The organism is Helicobacter cynogastricus (assembly GCF_900197855.1).
Lineage (GTDB): Bacteria > Campylobacterota > Campylobacteria > Campylobacterales > Helicobacteraceae > Helicobacter > Helicobacter cynogastricus.
In genome coordinates, this window is record NZ_FZMQ01000012.1 from 1 (window position 1) to 23,197 (window position 23,197).

At 41.9% G+C, this 23,197-nt stretch carries 19 protein-coding genes and 3 pseudogenes; 18 read left to right on the top strand and 4 right to left on the bottom strand.

Going from position 1 to position 23,197, the window contains the following annotated elements:
- Window positions 1–84 precede the first annotated feature (84 nt).
- Both C6H00_RS06380 and C6H00_RS06385 read left to right on the top strand, forming a co-directional pair.
- The gene (locus C6H00_RS06380; RefSeq protein WP_233704461.1) at window positions 85–933 is read left to right on the top strand and encodes a beta-1,4-N-acetylgalactosamyltransferase; all 849 of its coding nucleotides are present in this window, start codon (window positions 85–87) and stop codon (window positions 931–933) included.
- A 154-nt stretch (window positions 934–1,087) separates the two neighbouring features.
- Window positions 1,088–1,747 carry a non-canonical purine NTP pyrophosphatase gene (locus C6H00_RS06385; protein ID WP_104750173.1) on the top strand — a complete coding sequence of 220 codons (660 nt, stop codon included), beginning with the start codon at window positions 1,088–1,090 and terminating at the stop codon, window positions 1,745–1,747.
- Here the strand turns inward: C6H00_RS06385 and C6H00_RS06390 are convergent.
- The 4 genes from C6H00_RS06390 to C6H00_RS09150 all read right to left on the bottom strand — a co-directional run bounded on the left by C6H00_RS06390 (window position 1,744) and on the right by C6H00_RS09150 (window position 6,000).
- Window positions 1,744–4,533 carry a hypothetical protein gene (locus C6H00_RS06390; RefSeq protein ID WP_104750174.1) on the bottom strand — a complete coding sequence of 930 codons (2,790 nt, stop codon included), beginning with the start codon at window positions 4,531–4,533 and terminating at the stop codon, window positions 1,744–1,746. The two genes, C6H00_RS06385 and C6H00_RS06390, sit on opposite strands and share 4 nt — an antisense overlap.
- 162 nt (window positions 4,534–4,695) lie before the next feature.
- On the bottom strand, window positions 4,696–4,857 hold the full coding sequence (locus C6H00_RS08565) for a hypothetical protein (protein WP_158655743.1): 162 nt from the start codon (window positions 4,855–4,857) through the stop codon (window positions 4,696–4,698).
- Between the two features lie 440 nt (window positions 4,858–5,297).
- A complete protein-coding gene (locus C6H00_RS06395; protein WP_104750175.1) occupies window positions 5,298–5,663 on the bottom strand; it encodes a site-specific DNA-methyltransferase in 366 nt (121 codons plus the stop codon).
- 49 nt (window positions 5,664–5,712) lie between these two features.
- Complete coding sequence (locus tag C6H00_RS09150; protein WP_104750176.1) at window positions 5,713–6,000, bottom strand: ApaLI family restriction endonuclease; 288 nt, start codon at window positions 5,998–6,000, stop codon at window positions 5,713–5,715.
- Window positions 6,001–6,179: 179 nt separating this feature from the next.
- On the opposite strand from C6H00_RS09150, the gene C6H00_RS06405 reads away from it, so the two are divergent.
- The 16 genes and pseudogenes from C6H00_RS06405 to C6H00_RS06475 form a co-directional block, all read left to right on the top strand.
- Window positions 6,180–7,949 carry an HAD-IIIC family phosphatase gene (locus tag C6H00_RS06405; protein WP_233704459.1) on the top strand — a complete coding sequence of 590 codons (1,770 nt, stop codon included), beginning with the start codon at window positions 6,180–6,182 and terminating at the stop codon, window positions 7,947–7,949.
- Entirely contained in the window at window positions 7,927–8,166 is a 240-nt protein-coding gene (locus tag C6H00_RS06410) for an acyl carrier protein (RefSeq protein WP_104750177.1), read from the top strand. Before C6H00_RS06405 ends, C6H00_RS06410 begins: the two co-directional genes overlap by 23 nt.
- Window positions 8,166–8,600, top strand: coding sequence for a MaoC family dehydratase (locus C6H00_RS06415; protein WP_104750178.1), 435 nt, complete (start codon window positions 8,166–8,168; stop codon window positions 8,598–8,600). The genes C6H00_RS06410 and C6H00_RS06415 overlap by 1 nt, the downstream gene beginning before the upstream one ends.
- Entirely contained in the window at window positions 8,558–9,022 is a 465-nt protein-coding gene (locus tag C6H00_RS06420) for a MaoC/PaaZ C-terminal domain-containing protein (protein ID WP_104750179.1), read from the top strand. Before C6H00_RS06415 ends, C6H00_RS06420 begins: the two co-directional genes overlap by 43 nt.
- On the top strand, window positions 9,019–9,729 hold the full coding sequence (locus tag C6H00_RS06425) for an SDR family NAD(P)-dependent oxidoreductase (protein ID WP_104750180.1): 711 nt from the start codon (window positions 9,019–9,021) through the stop codon (window positions 9,727–9,729). The genes C6H00_RS06420 and C6H00_RS06425 overlap by 4 nt, the downstream gene beginning before the upstream one ends.
- 13 nt (window positions 9,730–9,742) lie before the next feature.
- A complete protein-coding gene (locus C6H00_RS06430; RefSeq protein ID WP_104750181.1) occupies window positions 9,743–11,203 on the top strand; it encodes an MBOAT family O-acyltransferase in 1,461 nt (486 codons plus the stop codon).
- A 5-nt stretch (window positions 11,204–11,208) separates the two neighbouring features.
- Window positions 11,209–12,333, top strand: a complete 1,125-nt coding sequence (locus tag C6H00_RS06435) for a hypothetical protein (RefSeq protein WP_233704460.1) — start codon at window positions 11,209–11,211, stop codon at window positions 12,331–12,333.
- 68 nt (window positions 12,334–12,401) lie between these two features.
- Entirely contained in the window at window positions 12,402–13,478 is a 1,077-nt protein-coding gene (locus C6H00_RS06440; RefSeq protein ID WP_104750183.1) for a hypothetical protein, read from the top strand.
- Between the two features lie 689 nt (window positions 13,479–14,167).
- Complete coding sequence (locus C6H00_RS08570) at window positions 14,168–14,326, top strand: Arm DNA-binding domain-containing protein (RefSeq protein ID WP_158655744.1); 159 nt, start codon at window positions 14,168–14,170, stop codon at window positions 14,324–14,326.
- A gap of 74 nt (window positions 14,327–14,400) precedes the next feature.
- Window positions 14,401–14,595 carry a hypothetical protein gene (locus C6H00_RS06450; protein WP_104750185.1) on the top strand — a complete coding sequence of 65 codons (195 nt, stop codon included), beginning with the start codon at window positions 14,401–14,403 and terminating at the stop codon, window positions 14,593–14,595.
- 654 nt (window positions 14,596–15,249) lie between these two features.
- Window positions 15,250–15,585: pseudogene (locus C6H00_RS09155) on the top strand (PAS domain-containing protein); the annotation flags it as partial.
- A 471-nt stretch (window positions 15,586–16,056) separates the two neighbouring features.
- Window positions 16,057–16,266, top strand: a pseudogene (locus tag C6H00_RS09160) (methyl-accepting chemotaxis protein); the annotation flags it as partial.
- 100 nt (window positions 16,267–16,366) lie between these two features.
- Window positions 16,367–18,043, top strand: coding sequence for a coiled-coil domain-containing protein (locus tag C6H00_RS06460; RefSeq protein WP_104750186.1), 1,677 nt, complete (start codon window positions 16,367–16,369; stop codon window positions 18,041–18,043).
- Window positions 18,043–18,690 carry a hypothetical protein gene (locus C6H00_RS06465; protein WP_104750187.1) on the top strand — a complete coding sequence of 216 codons (648 nt, stop codon included), beginning with the start codon at window positions 18,043–18,045 and terminating at the stop codon, window positions 18,688–18,690. The genes C6H00_RS06460 and C6H00_RS06465 overlap by 1 nt, the downstream gene beginning before the upstream one ends.
- A complete protein-coding gene (locus tag C6H00_RS06470; protein WP_104750188.1) occupies window positions 18,691–20,235 on the top strand; it encodes a terminase large subunit domain-containing protein in 1,545 nt (514 codons plus the stop codon). It abuts the gene before it with no gap.
- A 470-nt stretch (window positions 20,236–20,705) separates the two neighbouring features.
- Window positions 20,706–23,197, top strand: a pseudogene (locus C6H00_RS06475) (hypothetical protein); the annotation flags it as partial.

The following is a 23,197-nucleotide window of genomic DNA, read 5'->3' on the forward strand; positions in this document are numbered from 1 at the left end:
CCCCCCCCCCCCCCCCCCCAATCGAACAGCACAAATCAAAGCCAAATTAAAAAAAAATTTCTTTCAGCCCCCTATGTCTTTGAGATTTGCACACATGAGCCAAGACATAAGGGGTATTTTAACTACGATTTGGATAGTTTAGACCCTAAAAGTCCTCTCAATCCTTGGGCTTTTATCCGTGTTAAAAATGAAATTTATACTCTTGAAGAGAGTTTGCATTCGATTTTGCCTGCCATCCAGCGAGGTGTGATTGGTTATAATGATTGTGATGATGGAAGCGCGGAGGTGATTTTAAAGTTTTGCCAACAATTCCCTAGTTTTATCCCTGTGGCCTATCCTTACAAAGTTTCTCAGACCAAACCCATCAGCGAGCAAAATTGTTTTCATCACTATACAAACTATGTTCTAAGCCATATTCCTCAAAAAGAATGGGCGATTAAAATCGACGTCGATCATATCTATGATGCCAAGAAACTCTTTCAAAGCTTCTATTTGCCCAAAAATAATAAGGAAGCTGTGGCTTATTCTCGCATTAATCTTATGGTGTATCGTGGGCGTGTCTTTGTGCACAACACTTATGATTTTGGCTACATTCCCCCTCTAGGCGATCAAGTGCTCTTTTACAATGACAAATGCCATTTTATAGGGTGGTTTTGGGATGATCGACCGGTCTACCTAGAAAACTGGCATTTTGAACGCCCAATTTTTTACATTCCAGATGGAGAATTGGTCCACTGGCATTTTCCTTGTGTGAAACATTCTAGATTGCGCGACAAGATCAAAAAATGGGATTGGATTCCCTTAGAAGAGTTTAAAAAATACCATGCCCATCGCTTGGGTAATGAGATCGATCCCATTATGTTAGATGAAGAAAGAATTTTAAAGGCATATGCATCATTTGGCAGACCCAAAGAAATTTTATGGAGGCGTTAAAACACCCTAATTTTATTGTAAAATGTGCGCATGTGTTGCCTGCTTTTTGTTATCTTCATGTTCGAGTTTCTCAAATTTTTCTACAAACCCTTTTTTGAGGCTAAAAGAGAGGGGCTAAAAATGTTTTTACCAAGCCTTACTTTAAAAGGTAAACATGCAAATCATTCTCTCTAGCAATAACCCTAAAAAAATACAGGAATTGCAAGCCATTTTGGAGGGCATGGAGGTCAAAAGTTACCGCACATTTTTAGAGAATATAGAGATTGAGGAAAATGGGACGAGTTTTGAGCAAAACGCGCGCATTAAGGCTCAGAGAATTTATCAACTCTTGCCAAAAATGCAGGAAGATTTTTGTGTGCTTGCTGATGATAGCGGGCTTTGTGTGTCCGCTCTAAAGGGCATGCCCGGCATTTATAGCGCGCGCTTTGCCTCAATCAAAGAGAGGGCTAGAGACATCGCTCAAGGGCGTTTTCAAATCCCTCAAACCCCCTGCAATGACACACAAAATAACCTAAAATTACTTGCCTGCTTAGAGGAATTAAAGATCACTCAATCGCTAGCCTCTTTTGTGTGTATTATAGCCGTGTGCGCACGAGTTGGAGGGCGATTTTATGAACAGAGTTTTAGGGGTGAATGCAAAGGGAGAGTTTGTAAATCCCCGCTTAATCCCCAAGCTTTTGGCTACGATCCTCTATTTATTCCAGAGGGCTACACCTTAAGTCTAGATCGCATTCAAGAAAAAAATGCAATCTCACACCGCTTTTTGGCTTTACAAAAAGCGCACCATTTTTTAACATCTCTTAAGACAAATTAAGCCATTTCTTTGAGCAGAGCAACCCCCGCTTCTTTGGCGTGGGCTTGATCAAAGATTATGGCCGGGACTTTAGGACGCGCAGAGACCACAATCACCGCCATAGGTTTTAAAATGGCGTTGATGTGAGGGAGGGTTTGTTGCGCGCCTGCGCGAATCTCTTTAAAAAACGCTTGTTCTCCATACTGGGCGATTGTGTTATCTATCATCATTTGAAATGCCTGCATTTCTTTTTCATCCATGCGAAACAAGAGGGCTAAATACTGGATATACCAAAAAAAGAGGCGATAAATCTTCACCTGATCATCCTCAATCCACCTGCCAAAAATGTTTTTACCCAGCTTAGTTCCTGCTAGACCCCCAGCAATCCCACCCACAAACGCCCCCACGCCCGTGCCAATTCCGGGCAAGAGCATAGTCCCTATAGTTGCCCCGGCCATCGCCCCGCCCATGCCCCCTGCTACTCCTGTTGCATTAACGGCGATATTTTTCACGCATTGCATGCCTGAAATCTTGCCCCTTGCCATTTGGGTAACCTCAATCCCGCTAGTAACAAGCATAGTCGCCCCAGCCACCACAAGATTACTCCGAATGACAGAATTAGCGCTCGAGTTGATCACCCTTTTAGAAGCCGCCCCTGCTCCCCTTTTGCCCAGCTCTGCTAAACCCCGTCCGATAAAATTCCCATTAAAATTAAAGTTGATCGCGCTCTCTAAAAAGCTTTTTAGCACCGTGCGCTGGGCTTGCATGGCGATCATAGAGACTAAAAAGGCCTTACCCGCGCTAGCGGTACTAGCAAATAGCGCGCTTTTTAAGGATTCTTGAATGCTCTTACCTCTAAAGAGCAAAAACGCGCTATTGCACACGAAAGAAACCCCAAAGGCACTAGCTGCCACCACTGAGGCGCGTTGCGCATCAAACTTTAGACTCTCTTTGGTGCAAAACTTGGTTGCATTCACTGCTTCTTTATAGGTTACACTCCCTTTTTTCACAATCTTATGCGCCTCGTTAGGATCACTCACTCCTCTAACCTTGCCTTCTTGAATGCTCTGCTTCATTTTGGCAACCACCCCCTCATACTGCTCTTTGGGCACTTCCACCACCATCGCCTGCCCCTCTTTATTGTAGTAGCGGTATTCCCCATTGTCATTTAGAAGTTCATTAAAAGTTCTTGTAGCACTCTTGCAGTATTTGGTTTGGATTTCCATCCCATTGACAAGGCGATCTGCCCCATCTTTAAGATTATTATCCCCCACAATGATCGCATTTTTGCCCGCGCTTAAATCCGTGCGGTTGTTGAGGATTTCAGCCATGTAGCCATGCCCGGTGCTTGCATTGGCAAGGGGCTTATAGAGTTCTACCCAATTTTGCGCCACCACAATATTATTAATAGTGATCCCACTTAAAAGATCTGTAACGCGTTTAAATTGCTTTTCTTGATCTTCTTTTAAGGCTTGATAAAAGGCTGTAAAATCTTGATCCTCAAGCACGGGGCTGAGAATGTCGCTAATTTGCATGCACACTTTTTCTGTCTGCTTGCACTCTTGGGAGCAAAAATATTCGCCCTCCATGTCGTTTTTGGGCATGAGTTTGCCACAAGAACTACACGCGCTGTAATTGTCTAATTTCTCAAAAGGAAGGTAGTAACATTGATTTTCAATGGCGTATTGGGCAAAGGACAAATTAGGCACGCTTTGGGCTAGAGTCTCCACAAAGGCATCGGGGTCTTCTTTATAGGCTAGGGTGTAAATCTCTTTGAGTTCGTAAGCCCTCTCTTTGCTAGCCTGCTTTAAATAGGGATCATCGCTGCGATCTAGGGTAAATTCCAAAAAGGGTTCTTTAGAAAAAGCTGTATAAACATCTTTGGCTCTGCATTTTTCTTTGATCTTAATAATATTTTCTATGCTTTGAGCGAGCAAGCCTACGGTGCTGTTATAGAGCAATAATTCTAAACCATTGGGGATTTTTAACACGCTCAAGTCCCTAAACTCCATTTGACGGCTTAATAAGTCTTTTTGTAATTGGGTGGCTAAGGTGGCATATTTGTCTTTTTGGGCTTGGAGTTTGAGGTGTTCGCTAGGGATTAAAAATAAAATCAAGGCACGATCGAGAGCTTGAAAAGCACGCAAAAATGCTTTAATGTTGATACGCACTTTCACAGAGGGGCTAAAATACCAGCGCAAGAGCATAAAGAGGGCAAAATAGCCCCAAAGAATTTCTTCATGTAGGGGAAACTTAATGGGCAGGTGGTGGAATGTGAACGCGCAAAGTCCCCACAATAAAAGCGCACAAAGCGCGAACGAAGCGATGTATTTTGCTTCCGCGCGCACAATGTCTTGGTAGCTTTTGCTAGATTTAGACACGAGTTTTCTAATTTGCTCTGCTAGGCGTTGGCTAAAAAGTAGGCGCAAAGAAGTCAAAAGGTTTAAGAATATTAACGCGCTCAAGGCAATTTGTATCCATGTGAAATTTAAAGCGTCATGCCACATGGCCAACAAACAACGCTGAATATGACCCCAAGCTTGATAGAAAGTGAATGAATCGTTTTTGATAAAGAGCACAATCACTTGGGCTAGAAAATTCCAGTATTTTTGAGAAAATAATGCCCATAGTGCCCCTAGTGTGAGCCCCACTAGCAACAATTCCACGCATAAGCGCGCCACTGCCCTTACAAAGCCAAGAAACTTAGAGGAGCTTTGAGAGAAGCAACCATAGATATAGTAAACCAACAACCACAAACCCAAATAAGAAAGCCCAAATTTAGCTCCACTGAGCAGAGTTGCTTCCATAGATTTTCCTATTATTCAGAATGAAAGGCTCCATGTTAACATGAAGGATAAAAAAACCGCTCCATTTAAAGGCATTTGTTTAAAACCATGAATTCTTGTGCTTTTCTCTAACCAAGTAGCTAAAATCTTCATTTTCATCATATAAATGGCTAATGTCACTTGTCAAAATGATTTCTGTTGTGTCTTCATCAAGATATAACGATCGTGGGTTTTCTGGTATTTGGTGGTGTTCTTTTTGATGGTCCAATCCCCACAAATCTGTTTTAGGTCTGTAATTAGAGATTGCTCCCTAGAGTTTTTATCACAACTTAAGATTATCTTCAATTTCCTCCTTGGAAGCAATTCTGTAGCGAATTTTTTAAATGCATCTTGATTGTTTAAGAGATACCTATCGCGAATGACACACAATATTGGCAATGTTCCAATAAAGCTTTGATATGTTATCTGGCTTTATTCATTTTTTCTCTATGAAAAAATAGCACTGAGATTGTTTCTAATCACACCACTATTTGCATTGACGAAGGGAAAATCATTTTTATGACTAGATAAGAACAATCTTGTATTTCGTGTGGATTAGAGCTTCCTTTTCATATTCTTAGGCACAATTTTGCTATTAGGCAAAATATCCACAATTAAAATGATCAAAGCACATCCATTCTTTTCTCAAGCCAAAGCCAATAACCGAATAGCTTCTTGAATCGACCACTAGACTTTTTAATTCAGGGTTGCAGGTGCGCCAAAATAATGCCCTTTGAGCAATGCATCTATGCCTTTATTTCTTTGCATAATAGTGCAATCAAATTGGCTAAAATTGCCAATTCATGGTTGTTCTTTATTTTATAGGCATCTACCCCCGTTTTTAATAAGATAAGCGAGAATGTGTTTTTATGGGGTTTATCCAAGCGTTGTTGTGTCAAATAAATCACTTCTTGACTAATATCTTTGCTGATGTATTTTCTGCATAACAATTTTGCACCTACCAGTGTCGTCCCACTACTATAAAAAGGGTCTAAAATAATGTTATTTTCATCAGCGCTAATTTGAATAATACGCTCTAAGAGCTCAGTAGGTTTTTGGGTGGGGTATCCAATTCTTTCTTTAGCTTTGGGGTTGAGGAAAGGGATTTCCATGCATCTAAGAGAGGCTCCCCATTTTTTCCTTAGTGCTAGCAATGCGCCCCTAGCATCTCTTTTTAGTGACACTCTCCATTTTGATTTTAACAAGACGATCGATCTCAAAGGTCTTTGGTCTTGCACCAAGCGCGCTGTCAATTTTCATCTTTCTAGTACTATTATATTTGTGCTTAAAGCACACAAAAGCCACTTCTTCTAAGAATGCTCCCGCATGCTTGTATAAAAACCGCCCTTTGTTTTGGTATAGATCGATTAAATTTCCCTCCTTGTCTGATATGCCCAAAACCCTGCAAATTAAATAATGTGAATTATCATCACCTTTCATTTCTGTCATTCTAACATCGACCTGTTTTTTTAAATCTCTGGTATGCGGATCCGCTCTATCTTAGACTTTTAAGTCTATAGCAATACCTTTTGATAAATTCGTTGGTCATAATACAAGGGCGACCTTGATATTGCTTTTAATCTTAGTTTTGTGCTAAAATCGCCACTATTAATTTTTAAGGTCATTTTGTGCGAGATGTTTCACTTTTCCTGCGCCATAAAAAACGCCTCAAGAGGGAGTTGCTAGATTCCATAAAGAACGCCCTTCCTAAAAAAGTAGCCCTCTTGGGGGGATCAAGCACGGCTGAGATCAAAGACCTTTTGGAGGTTTGCCTTTTGAAAGCGGGCATTGCTCCTAGCTTCTATGAAAGCGATTACAACCGCTACTACGAAGAAAGTGCGTTTGAAAATCCTGCTTTGAGGGATTTTGCTCCCGATCTCATCTATTTGCATACTTCAAGCCTCAACATTGAACGCTTTCCTGCGCTTAACACTCCAAAAGAGGAAATTGCTAAACTTATCCAGCAAGAGATGAATAAATTAGAAATCATGCTCATCTCTTTAAAGACCCGCTATTCTTGTGCAATTATCATTAATAATTTTGATTTACTTTCACATCGCTCTTTGGGTAATTTAGATGCCCTGAGTGGTAAGACTCATTTTATTCATACCCTTAACGTCGCCCTTGTTAATCTTGTCAAAGAACATCCTTCGGTGTATGTGCAGGATTTGTTGTATCTCTCTGCCCAAGTGGGCCTGTCTAAGTGGTTTGACCCTAATTTATATTACCGCGCTAAGTACGCCATGAGTTATGAGGGTTTAGCTCATGTCGCTTTAAATTTGGGCAAGATTATCTGTGCTATTTTTGGTCTTTCTAAAAAAGTCTTGATCTTGGACATGGACAATACTCTTTATGGCGGAGTGATTGCTGATGATGGTTTAGCGGGTTTAGTTATTGGGAGTGAAAGCGCGCTAGCAGAGAGTTATACCGCTTTCCAACGCTATATTTTAGAACTTAAAAATCGCGGGGTGTTGCTAGCAATCTGCTCTAAAAACACGCATGAAAACGCGCTTTTGGCTTTATCTCATGAAAACATGCTTTTAAAACCTTCTGATTTTGCTTGTATCAAGGCCAATTTTGAGCCTAAAGATCGCAACATTTTAGAGATTGCTAAAGAGCTCAATTTAGGTCTGGATAGTTTTGTCTTTATGGATGATAACCCAGCTGAACGCGCTTTGGTGGCCGCCCAGTTGCCTAGCGTGGCTGTGCCTGATATAGGACAACCAGAAGACTACATAACAAGACTAGATGAAGCGGGGTATTTTGAACCCATTTCATTGAGCAAAGAGGATTTAGCCCGCGCTGCCCAATACCAAGCCAACGCCCAGCGTCAAAGTGCACAACAACAATTTAGCTCTTATGCCGAGTTTTTGCAAAGTTTAGAAATGCGGGCTGTGATCGCACCCTTTCACGCAAATATTTTTGAACGTCTAACCCAGCTCATCAACAAAACCAATCAATTTAATTGCACTACCAAGCGGTGCACATTGGCACAGGTACAAGAATGGGCACAAAACCCTACTTACATTACCCTTTATGGGCAACTGGTGGATAAGTTTGGGGATAATGGTATTGTGGCCATTAGTGTGGGGCGCGTTGAGGGGGAGACTTGCCATTTGGAAATTTGGCTGATGAGTTGTAGGGTGCTCAAGAGAGATTTAGAATTTGCCATGCTCAATTCCCTAGTCAAGCGGGCTAGAGAATTGGGCGTGAAAACCCTCAAGGGCTACTACTATCCCACGCCTAAAAATGCGATGGTTGCTGATTTGTATACAAGCTTTGGTTTTACTTTAAAGAGCCAAGCAGAGGATGGGAGTGTCTTTGGCCTTGATTTGGATCAACACACAGATAAACTTCACTACATAAAGGTAAGTAATGGAACAAGCACAGATTTTTAGCCAGTTGCAAGAAATTTTTAGAGACATTTTTGACGATTCAACCTTAGTTATCAATGAGAGTACTAATGCTAGCGACATTGAAGATTGGGACAGCCTGAATCATATCAGTTTGGTTAGTGCTATCGAGAAACATTTTAAGGTTAAGTTTCATTTGAGTGAATTGCAGGGCTTAAAGAATGTTGGCGAAATGGTAGTCTTGATCAAGAGCAAGCTTTAATGCGATCTTATTGTTTTTCAGATTTGCATGAGGGTTTAGAAGCCGCTTTTGAGCTGGATTTTGTCCCTCAACATTTATTAGATTTTGCTATGCTCTCAGGGGACACTAACCCTCTACACACAGATCCCACTTATGCGCGCGCACAAGGTTTTAAAGATTGTGTTGCTCATGGAATGTTGCATAGTGCTTACTATTCTCGCCTAGTAGGGATGCATTTACCGGGCAAATACGCTCTCTTTCAAGGATGTAAAGTGGCTTTTAAGAACCCTTTATATGCTCCGGCTACTTTGCGCGTATGGGGTAAAATCACCCATTGTAATGAAAGTTTTAAGACAATCGAAATTAGTGCAGGTATTGATGCCCTAACTGGGGGGGGGGGGGGGGGCGAACTGTGCGTGAGTCGGGCCAAATTGCAGGTGGGGCTGTTGATTTAAAACATGCTTATAAGTTTAAAGACTTGCGCGTGGGGATGTATGGAGGGTTTAGCGTGGTGGTAACCTCTGAAATGTTAGAAAAATTCAACGCCTTAAGCGGAGATAATAGCTATTTACATGCCAATACGGATTACATGCAAGCCAAAGGTTTTAAGGGGGTGCTCTTTCATGGGGCCGCACTAGGCATGTTTTATTCTAGGTTAGTGGGCAAGCATTTACCCGGTGAATACGCCATGTCCTTAAGTTATGATCTGCGCTTTAAAAAACCCGTTTATGTGGGAGATCACTTACAAGTGAGTGGGCACATTGTGCATTTGAATGAAGCTTTTCAAGTAGCAAGTTTGAAAGCGTGCATTGAGAATATCAATAATGAACCCTTTGTAGTGAGTACTGCAGATATTTTAGCCAAAGTTTTAGAGTGAAAGATACATATTTAATTTTAGGGGCTTCCTCTGATTTGGGTCTAGCCCTCCTGGAAGAGTTGCCCAAAGAGGCCACCATCTTAGCTCACAGCTACAAAAGCCCCTTGCCCAGCAAACCCAATTTACACCCTCTCAAGGTAGACTTAAGCTCTTTGCAAGAGGTGCAAGGTTTGATAAACACCATCAAAGCTAATTACCCGACACCCAATAAAATCGTGCATTTGGCTCACCCAAAATACGCCTATACTCGTCTCAAAGATGTGTCCCCTCAAGCCCTGCAACAGGGCTTTAACACCAGTGTGCAAAGCTTATTTTTGATTTTGCAAGCCTTTTTGCCCACTTTGGCGCGTCAAAAGCAGGAGGGTAAGGTGGTAGCGATGCTCTCAAGTGCTACGCGCAATATCCCTCCCAAGCACACCAGCATTTACACCACGCTTAAATACGCACTCTTGGGACTGATGCGCTCTACGGCCAGCGATTACAAAGAACACAATATCCAAATCAATTGCCTTTCCCCCTCCATGATCGAAACTAAATTTTTAGAAGGCATCGATCCTAAAATTGTGCAAATGTCCGCAGATGCCCACCCTTTAAGACGCAACGCCACTCCAAAAGACATTGTGCCCATGTTGCTTTTTTTGCTTTCTAGTGGGAGCGATTACATGACAGGGCTAAATATCCCCATCACCGGTGGGCTGGAATTTTAGAAGAAAGGTTTACATGCTCTTTAACTCTGTGGAGTTTATTTTTATTTTTCTTCCTATAAGTTTTCTTGTCTACTTCGGACTTAGTCGCCTGCACGCTTTGGGCGCAAAGGCGTTTTTAGTGGCCGCAAGCTTGTTTTTTTATGCCTATTGGAATGTAAAATATCTGCCCCTTATTGTAAGCTCCATTGTCTTTAATTTTATCATTGTGCAAGCAATGTGGACTAAACCCAAACTAGCTAAGGGTTTTTTAAGCTTAGGTTTAGTGGCTAATTTGGTCCTTTTGGGCTACTTTAAGTATCGCGACTTTTTTATAGAAAATTTTAACCATCTATTCAGTGCCTCTTTCCCTCTCCTACACTTAGCTCTACCTCTAGCCATTAGCTTTTTCACTCTACAGCAAATCACTTTTTTACTGGATAGTTACGCCAAGATTGATTCTCCTAATGTAGAGGCTAAACCCCCTGTTAATCTCTCTAACTTTTTAGATTACGCGCTATTTGTAACCTTCTTCCCTCAACTCATCGCCGGTCCCATCGTGCATCACAAGGAGATGATGCCCCAATTTGCTAAGGATAGCAATAAGCGCATTTCTTTGGACAACATCGCTAGCGGGATCTTTATCTTTAGCATAGGACTTTTTAAGAAAGTGGTGATTGCCGATAGTTTGGCCAAGATCGCTACGATGGGATTTGATAGTGCAAACACGCTTTCAAGACTAGAGGGATGGATGACTTCTCTAGCTTACACTTTTCAACTCTATTTTGATTTTAGTGGGTATACAGATATGGCCATAGGGGCAGCTTTACTTTTTAATATCCGCTTGCCCCAAAACTTCAATAGTCCCTATAAAGCAACGAGCATAGTGAGCTTTTGGCAAAGGTGGCACATGACTTTAAGCCGTTTTATTTTTGACTATCTGTATGTGTCCATTGCAAGAGTTTTTGCAAACCCCACTTTTCACACGGCAATGCTTTCTATTGTGGTTGCCTTTATCATTGCTGGGCTTTGGCATGGCGCGGGCTGGATTTTTGTCTTTTATGGATTTTTGCACGGAATAGGCGTGATGGTAAATCACTATTGGTCTAAAAAAATTCGCAAAAAATACAAGCTTAAGCCTTTGCCTGCGTGGCTGGGATGGTTTATCACTTTCAATTATGTGAATATCACCTTGGTTTTCTTTAGAGCCAAAGATTTTCATGACGCGTTCAAGGTGCTCAAAGCCATGTTTGGATTAAACAGAACTAATAGCACCTTATGGGCAAGTTTAGATTCAAGCAGTAAATTTTTTATTGGAACAGCGGCTATTTTAGCTGTTTTACTTGCCTTTGGAGCTAAAAACAGCTGTCAAGCTTTAGAGAGCTTTAAGCCCTCTTTATGGCGGTTAGCTTGGATTTACGCCACAATCTCTTTCATCGGTTTTTATGTATTGGTATATGTTAACCGCGTATCTGAATTCATCTACTTTAACTTTTAGGTTTGATGATGTCGGCTAAATTTTATATTTGGGCGGTATTAGGATTTATATTGTTGAGTTTTGGCTCTATCATGGGTTTTAATTACATCATCGATCCTTTCCAGCAATTACGCAAAGCAACTATGTATGGAGTAGATTTTACAGGGGGAGATGAGCGCATGCTTATTGCAGGCATGGCGAGAACTTATGATTATGATAGCATCTTGGTTGGCTCAAGCACGGAAGAAAGAATTAGCCTAGACTTACTCTCTTCTATTTTGCATCTTAAAAAACCGATCAAATTTGTCATGGCGGGGGAGACAAGTTACGACCTCTACCGCGCTTTAAACTTGGCCTTTACTGTACATAAGAACATTAAAACAGTTGTTTATGCGATCAATCCTTTAGCCTTAATGCCCGATTACAATAAGGCCGATCCGGGTAAAGTAGGCAACGCCTTTTCCTTTCCGGATTATCTCTATAGTACAGATCACCGCTTTAGGCAACTTTTGTCCTACCTTTTTAATCTGCGAGTTTTAGAAAAATCCCTTTTTTACTGGCGTTCTATAAGCAGCCATAAGGATTTTCGCGGTCCTTGTAGTCATTACAATACAATGTTCGCCCCCTATTGCAAATCTATAGTAGGAAATGGGAGGAGCATGCTCTATGCATATCTTACCTTTTCCGAACCTTCTTCTTGGACACAACAAATTCTTTTCTCTCAATCAGTAGTGCTTTCAGAAACGCAAAAGCACCTAGAAAGCCTTGTTAAAGCCCATCCAGAAACCCATTTTATTTTTTATTATGTGCCTTTCCACATCCTGCACTACTATCTCTATAGAGCTAAGGACACACCTATGGAAGAATCGATTGAAAAGATGTTTGTGCAGGCTCCAAAGGCTGTTAGCTTGCGGCTTTTAACTTACCCTAATGTGGAGATTCACGATTTAAGAGTGATACCTATTGTAAGCGAGTTTAAGCCCTACAACAACCCTTCGCATTTTGATTTTGGTCAAAGCCATGTGGTTTTAGAAGCAATAGCAAACAAGAAATACCAGCTTACTCCGACCAATGTACAAACCTTTACAGACACTTTTAGAAAATTGGTACTAGGGTACAAAATTCCTATGTCCGATTTGTATTTGAGATAAATGTCATGACAGCTAAAACCTATATTTGGGCTTGCCTGATTTTCATCCTCTGTGGTTTTGGATTCATTATGGCGATCAATTACATTGTAGACCCTTTTGCGCAGTTCAGAAAAGCACATTGGTATTCTCCAGATTACACTTGGAGCGAGGAGAGGTTTTTTATCCCGGGACTATTGCGTCATGAAAAATTTGACAATATCCTTGCGGGGGCCAGCACAGAGGAAAATATCGGCATACACCTGATTAAAAAGTATTTGCACCTGCAAAATATCATGAAAATTACAATTACAGGTGCAGCCAGTGATGAGCTCTACATAGCCCTAAAATTAGCTTTTAGAATGCGTAAAATCCATAATGTGATCTACGCGCTCAATCCTTATTCTTTTAGCACCGATCACCCACCACATGCGGACGGATCACATACTTTTCCTACTTATCTTTATGAGCCTCGTAATCTTACCCAAGTTTTTACCTATCTTTTTAGTCTCAGGGTGTTCAAGAAATCTGTATTTTACCTACATAGAAAGATGTTCCCCCCCCCCCCCCATGAATCTATAGATTGTTGGCATCATACTTTTGATCCCAATTATATGTTTGCATGGAATTGTGTCGAAACACGGGCACTCAATCCTAAACATGTTGTAGGGTTATGGCAAAAATCGCGTCAAGTTGCCTTGAGTAGTCAATCCAATAACTTGACTTTTAAGTCTCGCGTGCAGTCTGGGATGGTCAAGTATTTGGAGAGTCTCATCAAGGCCCATCCTGAAACGCATTTTATTTTATATTACCCACCTTGGTCCGTATTACACTACACAGAATCTAGAGTGGGAACTAAAAGTTTTGAGGAATCTTTTGAAGAGATGTTTTTGCAGACAGCGGATTACATGAATAAAAAACTTTTGGCTTACCCTAATGTGGAAATTCATGACCTAAGAGCTTTGCCATTTGTCACCGATTTGAATCTCTACTACGATCCACCTCATTTCAACATGACAAAGGTAGGTCCATTGATTTTTAAGGCATTGGCGAGCAAAAAATATCAAGTGACTCTAGAAAACAACGCCTCTTTCCAAGAAGCTCTAAAAAACCTTATTTTGAATTACAAGGTACCCGCCCAATATTTATCCTCTCCTGCCAAACGGTGATTTATGGCCTCCAACACTAAGAACTTGTCGCGTTTTGCAAAGGTTTGGCGTGGGTATTCCTAGCCTCACTAGAGTAATCTTTGCCTTGTTATTTATTGGACATTCCATTCTAGGAACAGACCTCCCATCACTCTTTGATAATCTAACAGACACGCATTATCTAAAAATTTGTAGCTGATAGAATCCTCGTGCACTTCGTGCAAACCCACATGAAGATTCTATTTTACCTGCAAGGATAGCATGGTAGAGAAAATAGCAAAGACCCAAAACTTCTAATGTTAGGTTGCCTTTCACGCCCCGTCTCCATAAATTTCTAAAGTGCTTGATTCCACGCCGTGCTTGTGAACTATCAATTTTTTTAATAACCCTATCCACTACAATTAAATACATCCGTGTGATGTTTTAGTTAAAAATGCTTTTGGATAGGGCTTGGCTGTCTTATCCCACAAATTTAAATGTACATTTTCACTTCTTAATAATCAAAAGCTCATGGGACTTTTCCACACACCCCACACACCCCACACACCCCCAAATAGCTCTCTTTACCAAGCCTTTGACTTTCTAGCTAGCCACTGGGCGATGGCTTGAAAAAACCTTTAGCATTTGCAAAGTCAAATCCCCAAGCGGGGGGCTTACTTTTTGCAAGTCTTAGGCGGCTCAAAGCCAAATCAAAAACACAAGGAGCATTTATGAGCATTTATGTAAGGACGGACAATGGCAAACGCAGGCTATATGCCAATGTTAACATCAATGGAGTGCGCAAACGCCTAAGCTTGGGCATGGACGACACCCCACAAAACAGAGTCAAGGCGATGGAGTGCTGGGCGCAGATTGTCAAATTTGATTGAGGAGCGGAGCCGTTGCGTGATTGTGACAAAATTAATGTGTTACTACCTATTAGCTTTCAAAAAGGAGGCCGAAGATGCATGGGGATGTTCTAAAGCACCTATCTCAGACTGCCCAAAAAGCCTGCTATACTCTCTTGGCTTTAGGCTTAGCTCTCTCCTTTATGCTTGGAATTATGCAGTGGAGGATCATCTTTGGTACAAACACATGGATAAGGGTCGCTTTTGCGCTCTTTTGTATGGATAGTCTTGTAGGAAATAAACTCATCTAGGACATCTCTGTCCGTGGGGTTTTACGCCCTTGTGGGGCACTTGCGCTCTTAAAAGCAACACCACCCATATGCGCTGCATCAAGTGCGATCTCTAAGAGTGTAAGGGTGTCTTCAGGAGAGTGGGCGTTGTTGCAGAAGTGTGTGATGATGCTACGCTTAAATTTAGTATTTTGGACTTAAATGGTAAATTTCACCCAAAAAACTCCTAAAAGCTGAAAATTCTTGGCTTTTTTAAAAAGCACATTAACATTTTTTACAAGTTGCACTAGAATCTAATGCTTTTTTTGCAGTTGCCACCATTTGGCACTCTGCTTAAAAAATTGCCCCCTTCTACAAAAAAGGATCGCTATGTTTTTTAAAAGAGTTGATTTAGGCTTTTTGCAAGAAATTGCGTCTGTTTTGCAAAATTTAGATCTCGATAGCACTTCTTCTGTACACCAAGCCTTGCAACAATGCAAAACTCCCCCCCCCCATCAGGGCATTAAAGACCTTTTAAACGCTCTTCAAACTCTCTTAGAAGGACGCTTAAAACAGCTTGAAAACCCCAAAGAAGACAATCAAAAACAAGAACTCTTAGCTCAAATTGAAAACTTAAAACAGCAAGTTTATGCCGCAGAAAACATGTGTGAGGCGAGCATGGACGGCTTGTGGTACATGCACTACCCCAAAGACAACAATTTACAAAGCCAAACTCCCTTCATTTGGTCAGATAATTTTAGAAAACTTTTAGGCTATCACAATGAAACGGATTTTCCCAATGTGCTTGCCTCTTGGGTGGATAAATTGCATCCAGAAGATTCTGCTAGAGTGTTTGAGAACTTTCAAAATAGTTTAGCTGATACCAGTGATAAAACCCCCTATTCTCCCACCTACCGCCTCAAGGTTAAGGATGGGAGCTATAAGTATTACCGCGCACATGGTAATATCAAACGCGACTCACAGGGCAAGCCCATTTTCATTGCTGGCTCCTTGCAAGATATTGACAAACAGACACGCCAAAAGGCACATTTAGACACTTTGCTCGAGCGTTTTCAAATGTCTTTAGACCTCATTAGTGATTGTTTGTTTGATATTCATGTACAGAATAACCAAGCACTCTCTCCTAAAAATCCTTGTTGGTATTCACACCGCTTGATCAACACGCTTTTAAAGCAGGAGGGTAAGACCTTAGAGCTTTTATTAAATTGCCTACACCCTGAGAGCAAGCCCCTTTTCTTAAAGAACTTGGAAGAACTTTTTAATGCCCTCAACCACAGCGATAGCCATAAAATGGAGCGCATGGAGGTTTTATTGCGCGCTCCTGATGGGGCATGGCAAGCCTATGAATTTAACGCCACTGGGCTTAAAAAGAGCGAGACGGATGGGAGTGTTACAAAGCGCATTGTAGGTGTGCTTTCCAATATCGAGTCTCAAAAGCAAGAAGAAGCGTTTCGAGCCAAAGAAGCTGAATTCAACGCCACCATGCAACAAAATTTAGAGAATATCTCAGACATTATTGTCAAGATCGAGGGGATCGCCAAACAAACCAATCTTTTAGCCTTGAATGCCGCTATTGAAGCAGCGCGCGCAGGTGAGTATGGGCGAGGTTTTGCGGTGGTCGCAGATGAAGTGAGCAAACTTGCTAGCAAAACTAGCGAGGCGACCAGTGAAATTGCTGCTTTGTTAGAAGCCAAACGCCCCTAATTCTCATCATTTTAGTCAAACTGATAGCCAAAAGAGTGAGGCTAATTTAACCCAACTAGACAATCATATCAGCGTGCAAAAGGGGTTTATGAGCGCGCAAGTTGAGTATGTCCAACAACTCATCAATGACTATAACCATTACTTTGACATTTTTAACCAAGTGCTTATAGAAAATAACGCCCAAATTCTGCACAATTTCAATCTAACTTTAAAGCAATTAGATTTAGTCAAACAGCTCATCACCCAAGCCCACACAGACTCTCAAGAGCTCTTAGCCTTTAAAGATAGCGTTCGTATGCTCTTGGATAAATTAAACACAATGGAGCAAACCAAACAAGAGCTTTTAGAAGCCAACACAAAGGCCCTAGCCTTCATTGAGCAATTAAAAACCTTAGTCCCTGATGCCCTCCAAAGCATTAAAGAAAAGACTTTACAAAGTATCAACCAGTTACACTCTGTCCAAGCAGACATTAAAACCGATTTATTAGCTCTGCAAGCCCAAATCAACACCGAATTAGACGCGCACAAAGACGCTATAGCGGCCTTTTTGCAAACTCAAGCTAAATTAGTTGAAACCCAAGTAGAGGAGTTTAAAAAGGCTTATGCTCTGAGTAAAACACAAATGAACGCGTATTTAGCTGCCATGCTCAAAGTGCGCGATTTTGTGCAGGCCTTAGAGCAATCTACTTTAAATGAGTGCGATAGACTTTTAAAAGAATTTGATGCTAACGCTCTTCTTAAAACCCAAGAATATAATGACAACGCGGCTAAGCTCATTCAAGATTATGACACCAACGCCCAAACTAAGCTAGACGCCTACAATCTTAACGCCACGCAGTTACTCGCTGAATATAATGACAATGACCGCCTAAAAACCCAAGCTTTCAATGACAACACCCTAGCTAAAATCAATCTTTATAACACCAATGCCACCCAACAGCTTGACATTTATAACGCCAATGACCGCCAAAAGTTAGACGAATATAATGACAATGCGCGCGCCAAGCTAGAGGATTATAAAAATGTGGTAACTTTGCGCGTAGATGAGGCGCGCAAACAAGTAGAGGCCTTTAATACGGCCAATCTTACCAAACTTGCCGAGTTTGAGCGCAGAGTAAACCAAGCCATTAAAGAATATGATGACAACGCCCTAGCCAAAATCCAAGACTTTGACAATCACGAAACCCAAAAAACCCAAGAGATGGATCGTTTTGTCATCTCCAAGCTTGAAGAACACAATTTAAACGCCCAACAAAAGCTAGACGATTACAACGCTAATCACATCACTAAAGTGGGTTTGTATGACGCGCTCACCACTAAAAAGAGCGATGAGGCCAGTAAAGCCCTAAGCACGCTCAAAGAGACTTTAATCCAACAAGTCCTAGTAGGCACTACAGCAGAGAGGGCTGAGATAGCCGGGCTTAAAACCCTCTTAGAACAACTCCAAGCCAAACAGACTCGCTTTGGGGCAGATTTTAAAACCATCATCTACACACAAAATGACACCTTCTACACCCCCACAACCGGTATCTACTATTATGTCTTTGTGCAGGGGGGAAGTGGGGTAGATAATAGCCCTCAAAATGGCGCGCCTAGTAGTTTTGGGCAATTTGTGAGCGTGCAGGGGGGCAGAGGGGGACAAACAGGCTTAGGACAGCCTGGGAGTTGTAGAGCGGGCTGGTTTGAGCTTACAGACGCGCAAATTCCCGTTATTGTGGGAGCTGGTGGGTGTTGTGTGGTCTCTTGGGCCCAAAGGATTAATTAATGCCATTGCCAGATATTAGCGCGGGTAGAGGAGGCTTGGCGGCCTTTTCTGAGAGTTTAGGACATTTAAGAGGGGCGCATGCGCACCTAGCCAACACCATGAGCCAATTTAACGCGCACATCAACCAGAGTATGCGCGATGTGGTGCAAATGGCCAATGTGCAAGAAGCCAAGAAATACCAACAAATGCGCGATAAAATCGCTGATTCACGCTATGAAAAAGAAGCCGCCTTTAGAGAACAAGCCCGCCAAGACGCTCTAGCTCATCAGCAATTTCAAAAAGATTTAGCCCTAAGACAAGCCAACGCGCAAGATAGGGTATTTGATCGCTTATTAAATCGTGATAAAAGAGCTGATGAGCAATGGGATAAGACTTACCAGCTCCAAAAACAAACAACTAACGCCCAAACTAAACTATTAGGCGCGCAGACTTATAATACAAACATGCATGGGCTTAATATGGGGCTAGATATTTACGATCAAGCCAACACTATTAAAACATCTAATGACTCTAAGAATGTAATGTTTGCTAACTTCGTGCAAAATCAGATCTACAAGCCTAAGGGCAAGAAACCCAAGAGCACCACGCCCATCCCTGCACCTACTGGGCCTAATTTTGCGGCCGCTGTGCCTTTTGCGCGCGATTAAATGGATAGCAAGAGCGCGGCACAAAAAGAACTAATTTTAAGGACTCTGGCTAGAAAAGATTTATATAGCTTTGTTAAGCTCAAATGGGCGCGCTACAATCTAACCCCTTTTATGGATTCTTGGCACATTGCTTATTTATGTAAGGTGCTAGAGTGTACTCTACCCAGCGCGCAAGAGCATTTAATCACGCGCTTAATGCTCAACATGCCCCCTAGTTATGGCAAAACAGAAATTATTGCTAGATGTTTTATTGCTTGGGCACTAGGGCAAGATAGAAGCAGAAAGTTTTTTTATATCAGTTACTCTGATGATCTTTGTAGAAAAATCGCTAACCAAGTGCGCGATCTCATCAAATCGCGCTTTTTTGCCCAGATTTTCCCCCAGCCCTTAGAGTTTTTACAAGATAACGCCCAAGAATTTGTATTAAGAGAGGGCGGGGGGCTCTTTGTTACCACGCTTAAAAGCGCGTTAACTGGCTTTCATGCTCATCAAATCATCATAGATGACCCTATTAAAGTCTCTGAGATGAATAAAAAAAGCGCGGTTAAAGAAGTCAATGCCAACTTTAAAGAGAGCGTTTTAAGCCGTTTGCAGGACAATCAAAGCAATATCACGATCTTGATGCAAAGATTGGGCAAAAACGATCTATGCGGGTTTTTGCTCTCTGAAAGAGACTTTGAGACTGAGATTATCAAAAGCTGGAAGGTGATTAAACTTAGCGCGCTCAATGAGCAAGAGCAAACCTACAAAATGAAAGATTTTAGTTACACGCGTGCCCCCAAAGAACCCCTTTTTAGCGCGCGCCACAATTTAGAGGAGTTAGAAAACTTGCGCGCACAGATGGGTAATGATGAATTCAGCGCGCAATATCTTCAAGAGCCTCTAGCTAGTAGCGGGGGTTATTTTGAATCTAGTTATTTTAAAAGCGTGTTTTTGCACGAATTGGGGCAGTTGAACACTTATATTTTTGTGGATAATGCGATGAGTTTGAAAGAAAGCGCGGATAATCGCGCGGTGGTGGTGGTGGGGGTGGAGAATTATAAAGATAGCGCGCGCTATTGTGTGCTAGATTGCTTTTGTGGGATTTGGAGCGAGGAGGACACGCTCAATCACATACTGCAAGCCAAAGAGCTCTACAAAGAGGCCAAGACTTATATTGAGAGTGATGGGGGCGGGCTTATCTTGTATAGGCTTTTATTCGTCGAGCTTGTCAAGTTCAATCAAAGGGCCAAAGAGCAAAACAAACCCCTTTTAAACGATTCTATCTTTTGTTACACCCCTAGCCGCAAAGTCTCCAAAGTGGAGAAAATTAAGGCCCTGCGCCCCTTTTACAATACGGGCTTTTTAGTCTTTTCTCACGCCTGTCAAAACATTAAGCAACTTCAAAAAGAGCTTTTTAGCTTCAATCCCGATAGGCCCTTTAAACAAGATGATTGTATTGACGCGCTGGCTAGCTGTCTTACCCACCCTGAAATAAAAGCCCCCTTTAAAACCCTAGAGCCCACAAGGAGTATTTTTAAACCCCGCCCAAGTTGGAGGGTGTAGGGGTTATCTTGAAGGGGCTCTACTTTAAACACTACTAGGGTTTTTCTGAAAGCACGCCTTTAAGGGGTTTGCTAGAGCTTACAGCGGTCATGATTTCGTAAAAGCACGCGTTTAATGGATTTGCAAAAGCCTTTAGCTTTTGCCTTAATCTAGTCTAGTCCGCCTTAGTTGTGCGGGGCACTTATTGAGTTTCACGCCATGTGTGTTTGTAAGATAACCGCTAGGGTTTTTCTGAAAGCACGCCTTTAAGGGGTTTGCTAGAGCTTTAAGCGGTCATGATTTAGTAAAAGCACGCGTTTAATGGATTTGCAAAAAGCTACGCTTTTTGCCTTAATTTAGTCTAGCTCATCTTGGTTTTACTTGGCACTACTTTAAAACCACGCGGCGTGAGTGCGTAAGATAACCCCCATCGTTAACCCTTTTTTCACTCTATGTTTTAGGTTATCTTAGCCTTATAAAAGGGGTTTATGATGACAAAGATGCTAGATTTTGCCCGCTTAGAAGCCGATGGGGTGAGCCAAGAAGAAGTATTAAACTTCATCCAAAGCCAAAAGAGTAATTTCAATTACGCGCCCTTAAAAAAGTATTATGAAGACAATGGCCTAGATTCTGCACAAGTTAAGCGCGCGCTTTATGAGGATTTAAAGAATTCTAAGGTGAGTTTTGAGCTAGAAGCTCCTAACTCTGCACAAACTCCACAAACTCCACAAACTCCACAAACTCCACAAACTCCACAAACTCCACAAACTCCACAAACTCCACAAACTCCACAAACTCCACAAACTCCACAAACTCCACAAACTCCACAACAGCCCCCCTCTAAATTGCCCCAGAATGCTTTAGAGCCTAGCAATACACCACCACAAGATGCCAAAAGCATTACAGAGCCCCCTAGCAAAGAAGATATTTTAGAGGATTTAAATACGCGCGCCCAAGAGTTGGATAAAAAAGCTAACTGGGTAGATAGATTAATGCATGGGGCTAGCTTGGGGCTGAGTAAAACAGAGGGATTGGCTGAGCAAACGCTAGGCTATCAAGCCCTCATCATTGATGCCATTAAAAATAAAGTTCCTTACGCCAAATTGCCCAAGCAGGCCCAAGCATACCTAGGGCGTAAAGCCAATGATAATTTAGGGATGTTTGCCAATCCCTTTAAGGATTACGCGCAAGAAGAGTATGAAAAAGAAAAGATGCGCCAAGACATTCTAAACATTAAAGATGTCAAGGATTTAAGCGATGCGCAAAAACATCTAATCTACAAAGATACCAATATTGGGACATATATTTTTAACGCTTTGAGCAAGACAGATAATGAGAGCCTAAAGGAGTATCAAGAGGACATCAAGGGGCGGGGTTTAGTTGCAGATTTGTCCAAGGCTATGACCTTTCTTAATAATATTGCCGAACATAAGAATCTTAAAGAGCTCTTTACGCATAGTAACCCCAAAGCAAAGCAAAGATACCGCCAAGATGCCCAAACTCTAGCTAAAAGTTTTGGGTTTGAAAGGGCGGTTTTTGATGAAAAGGGGGATATGTTTGTGAGCAAAGAGGGCCAACTCTATAAGGTCAATGATAGCTTTTTTACGCAATTTCCCAATCTTTTAAAAGCTAACGCCTTTTCTCTTGCTGGGGGCATTGCTGGGGCTAGCGCGGGCTTTAAATTGGGGGCTAAGACTAAAAACCCTTATGTTACATTTGCTGGGGGTGTTGTAGGGGGCTTTGTGGGGGCATCTGGTGGGGGCGGAGTTGATGCCCTGCTAACTAACTTTATGCTAGAGCGTGAAAATAATTTTAAAGAAAATCTAGATCACATGCTCCAAGAGGGCGCGCTCAATGTGGTGGGCGATGTGGCCGGTATCCTGCTAGGTAAAACCATTAAGGGCGTAGCCAATAACGCGCACAAAATCGCGCTAAAAATGGGCGATGTGGCTGGTTATGTGCCAGGTGTGGGGATGGCCATGCGCGCAATTAATGGCAATGTCAAAGCCGCCCAAAGATTGATAGATCAAGTGCGCACCCCGCAGCAACAAGCCCTTTTAAAAGAGTTTGGGGAACAATTTGGCGGGGGGGCGAAGTTTTATACCCCTAATTCTGCCCTAAGCCAAAGCATGAAAGAGAAGTTTGGGGAAAATTCGCCCGTATTTAAAGCCTATGACATTGTCAATAACATCTTAACTCTGCCCAAACACGCAGAGCGTCAAAGTGCCTTTATTGAGCAAATTCGCGCCGATGAAAGCGGGGTTTTAAGCGCGTTTATGAGCGAGGCGGCCAATTCTAGCGTAAAGGCACAAAACACGCTTAAAAGTCTGCTTAAACAAACTACGGCTAATTTGCAAAAAGAATTAGAGGGCTTGCATTTAAACCCTGCAGACATCAAAGGGGTGTTTGATGATTTAGAAAAGGGCACGCAGGAGAGTTATCAGGATGCTATGGAGCGTGTGATCAAACCTGCCCTAGCAGATCGCAAAATCAAGCTAGACCCTAACACTCCTTATACAGGGGACATCAGTTACAATGAGTTTAAAGCCCAACTTAAAGAACAAGGGCTTTTAGCAGAGGCTAAACCCTTTTTAAAATTCATTGAAAGCAATGTTTACAACAAAGAGGGGGTTAGCTTTACCCAACTTGAAAACGCGCGCAAACTGCTCAATAGCTACTACAAAGAGGCACAAAACCCTAATTTAAGAGATCATATCCAAAGGGGGCTAGAAAACTTTTTAAGAGAGGATATAAAAGCGGGCAGCAGCCAACTTTTTAAAGAACTTCCTGCGCAGATGGGGAGCAAATATGAACAACTCTTTAACACCGCGCTTAAAGATTATGCTTTAAGTAAGCAGACTTTAAAGCAAGTGAAGAAATTGCGCTTAAGAGATGTGGCCAGTAGCCAAGAGCAGGCCCTAGATGCGCTTATCAAATTTGCTAAGGGTCAAGGAGAGGAGGGGCTAGATAATTTTAGCAAGCT

Coding starts and splice junctions, on each gene's coding strand:
- C6H00_RS06385 (WP_104750173.1), top strand. CDS start 1,088: ATGCAAATCATTCTCTCTAGCAATAACCCTAAAAAAATACAGGAATTG.
- C6H00_RS06390 (WP_104750174.1), bottom strand. CDS start 4,533: ATGGAAGCAACTCTGCTCAGTGGAGCTAAATTTGGGCTTTCTTATTTG.
- C6H00_RS06395 (WP_104750175.1), bottom strand. CDS start 5,663: ATGGAAATCCCTTTCCTCAACCCCAAAGCTAAAGAAAGAATTGGATAC.
- C6H00_RS09150 (WP_104750176.1), bottom strand. CDS start 6,000: ATGACAGAAATGAAAGGTGATGATAATTCACATTATTTAATTTGCAGG.
- C6H00_RS06410 (WP_104750177.1), top strand. CDS start 7,927: ATGGAACAAGCACAGATTTTTAGCCAGTTGCAAGAAATTTTTAGAGAC.
- C6H00_RS06415 (WP_104750178.1), top strand. CDS start 8,166: ATGCGATCTTATTGTTTTTCAGATTTGCATGAGGGTTTAGAAGCCGCT.
- C6H00_RS06430 (WP_104750181.1), top strand. CDS start 9,743: ATGCTCTTTAACTCTGTGGAGTTTATTTTTATTTTTCTTCCTATAAGT.
- C6H00_RS06435 (WP_233704460.1), top strand. CDS start 11,209: ATGATGTCGGCTAAATTTTATATTTGGGCGGTATTAGGATTTATATTG.
- C6H00_RS06440 (WP_104750183.1), top strand. CDS start 12,402: ATGGCGATCAATTACATTGTAGACCCTTTTGCGCAGTTCAGAAAAGCA.
- C6H00_RS08570 (WP_158655744.1), top strand. CDS start 14,168: ATGAGCATTTATGTAAGGACGGACAATGGCAAACGCAGGCTATATGCC.
- C6H00_RS06450 (WP_104750185.1), top strand. CDS start 14,401: ATGCATGGGGATGTTCTAAAGCACCTATCTCAGACTGCCCAAAAAGCC.
- C6H00_RS06460 (WP_104750186.1), top strand. CDS start 16,367: ATGAGCGCGCAAGTTGAGTATGTCCAACAACTCATCAATGACTATAAC.
- C6H00_RS06465 (WP_104750187.1), top strand. CDS start 18,043: ATGCCATTGCCAGATATTAGCGCGGGTAGAGGAGGCTTGGCGGCCTTT.
- C6H00_RS06470 (WP_104750188.1), top strand. CDS start 18,691: ATGGATAGCAAGAGCGCGGCACAAAAAGAACTAATTTTAAGGACTCTG.